The sequence below is a fragment of the Pseudomonas sp. HMWF021 genome, assembly GCF_003061005.1.
Classification (GTDB): Bacteria; Pseudomonadota; Gammaproteobacteria; order Pseudomonadales; family Pseudomonadaceae; genus Aquipseudomonas.
Genome location: NZ_QAIK01000164.1, coordinates 117,401 through 119,436, shown reverse-complemented (window position 1 = coordinate 119,436; position 2,036 = coordinate 117,401). Strand labels below are relative to the sequence as shown.

General features: G+C 60.5%; 2 protein-coding genes. Both read left to right on the top strand.

From position 1 onward, the window contains the following. Positions 1 to 611: LysR substrate-binding domain-containing protein (locus DBR18_RS23850; protein ID WP_256588901.1), on the top strand; the 611-nt coding region annotated here is incomplete at its 5' end. A 219-nt stretch (positions 612 to 830) separates the two neighbouring features. Then, positions 831 to 2,036, top strand: a 1,206-nt coding sequence (pncB, locus tag DBR18_RS28295; RefSeq protein ID WP_158275062.1) for a nicotinate phosphoribosyltransferase, incomplete at its 3' end; no start/stop codon positions are given.

Genomic DNA, 2,036 nt, shown 5'->3' with positions numbered 1-2,036 from the left:
TTTCTACCCCTTCGACCTTCGGCGCGCGCTGGCTGGTACCGCGTCTGAAGGGCTGGCGTCTGCGCCATCCGTCGATCCATCTGGACCTGTGCAACGAGCAGGAGGCGGATGACTTGCTGCAAGGGCGCAGCGATCTGGCGTTCTATTTCGGCCAGGGATCGCGCCCCGGCACCGAATGCCTGAAGCTGTTCGGCGAAGAGCTGGTGCCGGTCTGTGCCCCTGGCAGCCTGCCGGATCAGCCGTTCACTGACCCGACGCAACTGACCGATCTGGTGCTGCTGCAAAACGCCTCGCGCCCGCAGGCCTGGCACGACTGGTTCGACAGTCAGGGCTACCACACCGAGCACAGCTACCACGGGCCGCGTTTCGAAACCTTTTATATGTGCATCCGCGCCGCCCAGGTCGGTTGTGGCGTGGCGCTGCTGCCACGGTTTCTGGTGGAAGAGGAATTGGCCGACGGCAAACTGGTCATTCCCTGGCAGCATGCAATGCCCAGTTCCGACGCCTACTACCTGGCTTACCCGGAGCACGCGGCGGAAGTGCCGAAGGTGCGGGATTTTGTGAAGTGGATGCTGGAGCAGATTGATAGCCCTGCGGTTCAACAGGTCTGAGTACTGCCCTGTGGCGAGGGGATTTATCCCCGATGGGTTGCGCAGCGACCCCAAAAACTCAAGAGCGACGACTGCTGCGCAGTCGATCGGGGATAAATCCCCTCGCCACAAATGATCTTCACCTGCCAAAAATTGCTGGCAATCTTCGTCCCTGATATGCGCCACTAGCGTCATTGATTGATCCCGCGCAACCGCGCGGTGCACCTGGAGACCCCGTTTATGAGCGAGAGTGTGTTTGCCGATCGCATCGTGCAGAACCTGCTCGACACCGACTTCTACAAACTGACGATGATGCAGGCGGTGCTGCACAACTACCCCAACGTCGAAGTCGAATGGGAGTTCCGTTGCCGTAACAGTGAGGATCTGCGGCCGTATCTGGCCGAGATTCGCTACCAGATCGAGCGCTTGGCCGAACTGAGCCTGAGTGCCGACCAGTTGAGTTTTCTCGAGCGCATCACCTTTCTGAAACCGGACTTCCTGCGCTTTCTCGGACTGTTCCGCTTCAACCTGCGTTATCTGCATACCGGCATCGAGAACGGCGAGTTGTTCATCCGCCTGCGCGGCCCGTGGCTGCATGTGATTCTGTACGAAGTGCCGCTGCTGGCGATAGTCAGCGAAGTGCGCAACCGCTATCGCTACCGGGAAATCGAACTGGTGCAGGCGCGGGAACAGCTGTATCGCAAGTTCGACTGGCTCAGCGCCAACGCCTCGGCTGACGAACTGGCGCAATTACAGGTCGCCGACTTCGGCACCCGCCGGCGCTTTTCGTACCGCGTGCAGGAAGAAGTGGTGAACGTGCTCAAGCACGATTTCCCGGGGCGCTTCGTCGGCACCAGCAACGTGCATCTGTCCCGCGAGCTGGACATGAAACCGCTGGGCACCATGGCCCATGAATGGATCATGGCGCACCAGCAACTCGGCCCACGACTGATCGACAGCCAGATCGCCGCCCTCGACTGCTGGGTACGCGAGTACCGTGGTCTGCTCGGGATTGCGCTCACCGATTGCATCACCACCGACGCCTTCCTCGGCGACTTCGACCTGTTCTTCGCCAAGCTCTTCGACGGGTTGCGCCACGATTCCGGGGATCCGGTGCAGTGGGGCGAAAAATGCATCGCCCACTACCACAAGCTCGGCATCGACCCGATGAGCAAGACTCTGGTGTTCTCCGACAGCCTGACCCTGCCCAAGTCGCTGGAGATCTTCCGCGCGCTGCACGGGCGGATCAACGTCAGCTTTGGCATCGGCACCAACCTGACCTGCGACATTCCGGGTGTCGAACCGATGAGCATCGTGCTTAAAATGACCGCCTGCAACGGCCAGCCGGTGGCGAAGATCTCCGACGAGCCCGGCAAGACCCACTGCAAAGACCCGAATTTCGTCGCCTATTTGCGACACGTGTTTCAGGTTCCTGCCGATTCCAGT